Source organism: Treponema sp. (genome assembly GCF_045657965.1).
Classification (GTDB): domain Bacteria; phylum Spirochaetota; class Spirochaetia; order Treponematales; family Treponemataceae; genus Treponema_D.
This window is the reverse complement of sequence record NZ_JAZOUG010000015.1, coordinates 1-5353: the sequence shown is the minus strand read 5'-3', so window position 1 is coordinate 5353 and position 5353 is coordinate 1. Positions and strand designations below refer to the sequence as shown.

6 protein-coding genes are annotated in these 5353 nt (G+C 36.7%); 3 read left to right on the top strand and 3 right to left on the bottom strand.

Annotated features, from left to right (window positions below; genetic code table 11):
• The coding region (gene murI, locus ACKI5B_RS00370; protein WP_407424970.1) for a glutamate racemase at positions 1–797 on the bottom strand (797 nt) is incomplete at its 3' end.
• Between the two features lie 77 nt (positions 798–874).
• Between murI and ACKI5B_RS00365 the strand changes: the two genes are divergently transcribed.
• Entirely contained in the window at positions 875–1561 is a 687-nt protein-coding gene (locus tag ACKI5B_RS00365; RefSeq protein ID WP_407424969.1) for a pentapeptide repeat-containing protein, read from the top strand.
• Positions 1558–2130, top strand: a complete 573-nt coding sequence (locus ACKI5B_RS00360; protein WP_407424968.1) for an MBL fold metallo-hydrolase — start codon at positions 1558–1560, stop codon at positions 2128–2130. Before ACKI5B_RS00365 ends, ACKI5B_RS00360 begins: the two co-directional genes overlap by 4 nt.
• On the opposite strand, the gene ACKI5B_RS00355 is transcribed toward ACKI5B_RS00360, so the two are convergent.
• The gene (locus tag ACKI5B_RS00355) at positions 2116–3684 is read right to left on the bottom strand and encodes a hypothetical protein (protein ID WP_407424967.1); all 1569 of its coding nucleotides are present in this window, start codon (positions 3682–3684) and stop codon (positions 2116–2118) included. The genes ACKI5B_RS00360 and ACKI5B_RS00355 overlap by 15 nt on opposite strands.
• A 164-nt stretch (positions 3685–3848) precedes the next feature.
• Here ACKI5B_RS00355 and ACKI5B_RS00350 point away from each other — a divergent pair, with 164 nt between their 5' ends.
• Entirely contained in the window at positions 3849–4295 is a 447-nt protein-coding gene (locus ACKI5B_RS00350) for a hypothetical protein (RefSeq protein WP_407424966.1), read from the top strand.
• Between the two features lie 141 nt (positions 4296–4436).
• On the opposite strand, the gene eda is transcribed toward ACKI5B_RS00350, so the two are convergent.
• Positions 4437–5351, bottom strand: a complete 915-nt coding sequence (gene eda / locus ACKI5B_RS00345) for a bifunctional 4-hydroxy-2-oxoglutarate aldolase/2-dehydro-3-deoxy-phosphogluconate aldolase (RefSeq protein ID WP_407424965.1) — start codon at positions 5349–5351, stop codon at positions 4437–4439.
• Positions 5352–5353: the final 2 nt, after the last annotated feature.

Below are 5353 nucleotides of genomic sequence, written 5' to 3'. Positions count from 1 at the left end.
CCGAAAGGAATTTTTAGATTTTTACAAAGCTCCCGGTATTCTTTTTCTTCACTTTCATTTGCCTTGGTTACAAAAAATGTTAGGTTTTGAACAGAAAGTTCTGAATTATTTTTATCTTTAGTACATTCATTATGAATTTTTCGTATTGCCTGATTTGCAACACCGTCACGACTGTCAACTACAGTTATTCCGCTTCCACAGGCAGTTCTCATTTCCTGTGCGATATGAGTGAAATGTGTGCAGCCAAGAATTACTGTATCGCAGCCTTTATTTTTAAAATAACCGGCGGCTTCACTTACAGCATTTAAGCGTTCATCCTTATTTGAATTAAAATACTGCTTTTCAACAAAATCAATGAGCTTTGGATCTGCACGCATAAAAACTTCACAGTCACTGGCAAAATCAGAAATTAATTTCTGACAGTAAGGATGATTTACTGTAGCCGTAGTGGCAAGCAGACCAATTTTTTTATTTTTTGTAACTTTTGCAGCAAGTTTTATGGCAGGAACTGTTCCGATTATCGGTAAATCAGGAAAATTTTCTCTTAAATCAGACAGGGCTGTAACTGAAATTGTGTTACAGGCTACGACAATTGCCTTTGGAGACCATAAATTTATAATATTTTGAATCGCAGCTGATGCACATTCTGTAACTTCCCGGCTTGATTTTTCGCCATACGGAAAGTTGAGTGTATCTCCAAGATAGACGCATTTTGCTTCCGGAAACTTTTTATAGAGATTCAGCATATAAGGAATTCCACCAGTTCCACTGTCAAGAAAAGCAAAATCAACACTCATATAAATATTCTAAACTTTTCTCTAAAATCATGCAATGATGACTTTTTTTTGATACTTTTTTGCGCTAAAATAAACGTATGTATTCAAACTGTATCTGCAATAATCCAAACTGCACACACTTTGCTATATCAGATGTCGATCAGAACGGCAATCTTATTGAAAGTGCAAATTTCTGTTTTGATCACTCACCAGACAAAGAAATGCTGCGGGAAAAAATTTATAATTATATTTCCTCACATGACAAAATTATCGGATTGAATGCAAGTGGAATTACTTTTAAAAACATTGACCTGTCAGGCAAAAGATTTTACGGATGCAATTTTTCTCACTGCTTTTTTTCAGGACTACAGACAAAGGGTGTTAGAAGCCGTATTTCAACATTTGAATTTTCTGTTTTCAGCGACTGTAATCTTCTTGAAAGTAATATGCAGTTTACATCATTTGCCGGCTCAAAATTCAGTCATGTTCTTTTTACCGGCAGTGATATGATTCAAAATAATTTCTGCGGGATTTCTTCTTTTCAGTCTTCGTTTGATGATTCTGATTTATACAGTTCATATTTCATAAATGCCCAGTTAATTGACACTTCATTCCGTAACTGCAACATAAAAGAAACAGTTTTTTACGAAATTACCCAGCAGAATATTTCATTCCGACAGTCAAATACAAATGCAGCAATTTTTGACAAACGTGGCAGTGCTTTGTTTACAGGTCTCGAAGAATTAAATGTTCCGAGAGGTGTTCAGCAGGGGCCGTCATTATGAAAATTTACTTACACATGAATTTCTCCACACTTACAAATTCGTATCTCGTAGTCAATGAAGAGACAAAAAAGGCGTTAATTATAGATCCATGCCAGATTTCAAAAGATATAATCACCCAGATAGAGGACGGCGGATATAATCTTGAGGCGGCCTTAGTTACTCATAAACACAAAAGTCATATATCAGGCTTAAAAACCTTAAAAAAAATATATGACATTTCGACATACGCAGCAGATACAGAAGTTTCAAGTGACTTAAATCTGATACAAGGCGACGGTGTCATTAAAGTTGCCGGCCTTAAAATTGAATATTTTTCTGTTCCAGGTCACAGCTCAGATTCAATCGTTTATAAGATTGGAAACACTATTTTTACCGGAGATGTCATATTTGCAGGCAGAGTCGGTTCAAGTTCATGTAACTACACAAAAACCCGACTTTGCAATGGAATCAGAACAAAGCTTTTCAGTTTAGGAGATGAAATTACAATCATGCCGGGACACGGACCGCTTACATCAGTCGGTGCCGAAAAGCACTTCAACATTGATTTAAAAGCACTATCTGCTGATTAACCAGACTCTGCCGGCATTTAAATTCCACCGGTCATTTACATATTCATCAAGAAGAGCAGATGCACTTTCAAAACCAGAACCGTTCGTCTGAATAATATAATCCGCTTCATTTTTTGCAAGTTCCTGAGAATGAGGACGTTTTGCAAGTTCAACAAAATATCCTGCTGTGGCAGAAACAGGCCGCTGAATCATATATGCCATAAATTCATTTTTCATAAGATAATCATCGTTTACATCATAATTTAAACTCGGAGTAACCTGAAAATATCTTCGTAAATATGCAAGGGTTCTTGAATCAATCGTGTAATAAATTGAAGCAACCGTATTTCTAAAATCTTCGTCAATGAAAAAAATACCGTGCCAGCCTTCGTGAGCAACAAATGTTGTACGCAAATCTATTGAAGATTCCTGAGAAATGGAAATAACAGCTCCCTCACCTGCTTCAATTCCGCCGTCATAATTAATTTTTAAAAGACCGTTTTTTACTAAAATTTCTTTAAGCAGAAGTTCTTTTTCATTAAGCGGAAAATTTTCTGTTCCCGCTTTTTCAAAAAAACGTGCCAGATCCGCTGCTTTATAATCATGTGCATTGTAAGCATGTTTACCCTTTAATTCAGAATCAGTAAGAAGCCGTCCTTTATAACCTGCCTTTTCAACAAAAAAGGCAAGCCTTCTGAAAAAATCATCCTGCACATCATAAGTAGAAATATCAAAAAACAAAACACCCGGAAAGCGGTCCCACTCAAAAAGTTCATAATCCGTTCCACGCCAGTTGTTTCTTGACCATTTTATAATAAGCCCCGGATCAACTTTTATAGGCGTAAGTACATTTTTTTTGCCGTTTGTAAAAGTAAGCAGATTCAAATCAGAAGCCATTAAAAAAAGAATCTCAGGCTTTTCAGCTTCATCAGGATAAGTTACCTGAGAAAAAGGAATTTTTAATGCTGCAGCAGGAATTTCCGTTAATGAATCAGTCCGCCTTATGGAAAAGACTTCGCCGCCGAAAGCAATCTTCTGAGTGCCGGAATTTTCTGAAAACTTTATTCTGACTGTCGGCATTAAAGTTTCCCTTGAATTAATGGAATTAAAAGCCTGCGAAGCACCGCTGAAATCATCATTGCCGGTATTAAAGCCACCGTTCGGAGCAAAAGCAAAAACCGGAAGTGAGCCTGAAAAATCATGTCCTACAAAAGCCCGTAGAATTTGAGCAGATTCAATTTTGATTTTTGAACGGGTATTTATAAAAAAGCCGGAAGGGACACCTTTGTCCCGTGAAAAACAGAAAGCAAGTGCAAAGGACGCTCCATCGTATTTTTGCAGAGAATCTGTTACAACAGGAACTTTTAAATATTCATCAGATTTTGCTGATGAATTATAAAAAAAACCGAATGATAATTTTCCTTCAGAATCACTTTCTGATGTTTTAATTTTTACAGGATTTATCTGGACTAAAAGAGAAGCATCTCCGTTTTTTTCAAAAAAATTTGAAACGGCACCTTTCTGGTCTGCTGTAAATTCATAAAATCTGACACCATTTGCAGACTGTTCAATCATTTCAGAAGGATAGAAATCCGGTATATCTAATACAAAAGCTGATTTATAAGAACATGAAAGAAAAAGAACTGAAACAATCAATATAAAAAAAGATTTTATTCTCAAATACATAGTTAAAAATCTATCACAAAACGCAAAATTTAACTATCATTATAATCGAAAAAATGAAAAAAGAAATTGCAGTAATTCCAAATCCAAACCAGATTATCATTATCCATAAAATACAGCACTCATTGTGCTCAATTATTAACAGTAAAGCAGACAAAGAAGTTTTTGCCGTTCCTGTTTATCCCTTTTATGTAAAATTTGACGAATCAATCAGCCTTAACGATAAAATACAAAGTTTAATTCCAGAAAAACTGGATTTTGACAAAGGAATTTTTTTTATCAGCATAAAGGCAGAAGTAAATCAAAATAAAATCAACGGACGGATTGAATTATGCAGATTTTCAAAAACACCGAAAGAATTTTCACCAATTTTTTCTGAAATAGAAACTGATATAAAGTTATTAAAAAAAATCAGTCCTGCAAAACTTGCCGAAATAGAAATAAATGAAGGTTCAGATGAGAAATTCTGGACAATAAAATCCGAAAAATGGATTAAATTTTAAAATATAAAAACCCCAGTCACAAACAGCATGACTGAGGTTTTACAGCAGATGCCGCACGGATGCGGCACAAAAGCAAACTAATCACGCAAGAATTTTCAGATTGCAAAGCGGTCTGAAAATTCTTATCGCGACAGGATGTCGCTATGCTCTCTTCAAGTGAATAGCAAATCCGCCTACTTCTTTGTCAAGGTAAACAACCTTGAGTGGAGAAGCGTTTTCTTTGCCCATCCATTTTGCAGTTTCCATAACCGGTTTGAAGCCGTATGGTTCAAGGAAAGCAAGAGCGCGTTCTACGTTGTTGCATACCATTGAGATATGACCGCATGTTCCGCGTCCGTTTTCTTTCATGATTTCAACCTGTTCAGAAGCGAAGATTGAAGAGTTACCGATTTTTGAAGCGAATCCGAAGAGTTCGAACTGTTTTGCAATTTCGAGAGCTTCCTTTTCGTTTTTAGCATTGATACCCATGTGGTCAATGTGGAAGTTGTGCATTGCTTTTACAGCATCTTTACAGATCTGTGTGATTTCGTCCCATTTGCAGCCTTCGATGAGTGGTTTTTTAACCATCCACGTTCCGCCCATACAGAGGATGTTCTTGCGTTTTGCATATTCAGAAACATTTTCTGTTGTAACGCCGCCTGTAGGCATGAATGTACACTGTGGGAAAGGACCACCGAAGTCGTCGATGATTTTGTATCCGCCCTTGCGCTCAGCAGGGAAGAGCTTTAAGTGTGTGACACCCTTGTTGATACAAGCAGTGATTTCTGAAGGGTTAGAAATTCCAGGCATTGTAGGAATATTGTTTTTGATACACCAGTCAACTACATCAGGGTTGTATCCCGGGCTTACGATGAATTTAGCACCTGCTTTTACAGCTTTTTCTGCCTGTTCAACATTCAATACAGTACCAGCACCAACGAGCATGTCTGGTTCTGCTTTAATCATAGCTTCGATTGCTTCTGCAGCACATGCAGTGCGGAATGTAACTTCTGAAGCCGGAAGACCGCCCTTTACAAGAGCGTGAGCCAAATCAGCTGCTTTTGAAGCATCTTCGATTG

Excerpts from the sequence above, each read along its gene's own strand:
- ACKI5B_RS00350 (WP_407424966.1), top strand. The coding sequence starts at position 3,849 with ATGAAAAAAGAAATTGCAGTAATTCCAAATCCAAACCAGATTATCATT.
- ACKI5B_RS00365 (WP_407424969.1), top strand. The coding sequence starts at position 875 with ATGTATTCAAACTGTATCTGCAATAATCCAAACTGCACACACTTTGCT.
- ACKI5B_RS00355 (WP_407424967.1), bottom strand. The coding sequence starts at position 3,684 with ATGATTGAACAGTCTGCAAATGGTGTCAGATTTTATGAATTTACAGCA.
- ACKI5B_RS00360 (WP_407424968.1), top strand. The coding sequence starts at position 1,558 with ATGAAAATTTACTTACACATGAATTTCTCCACACTTACAAATTCGTAT.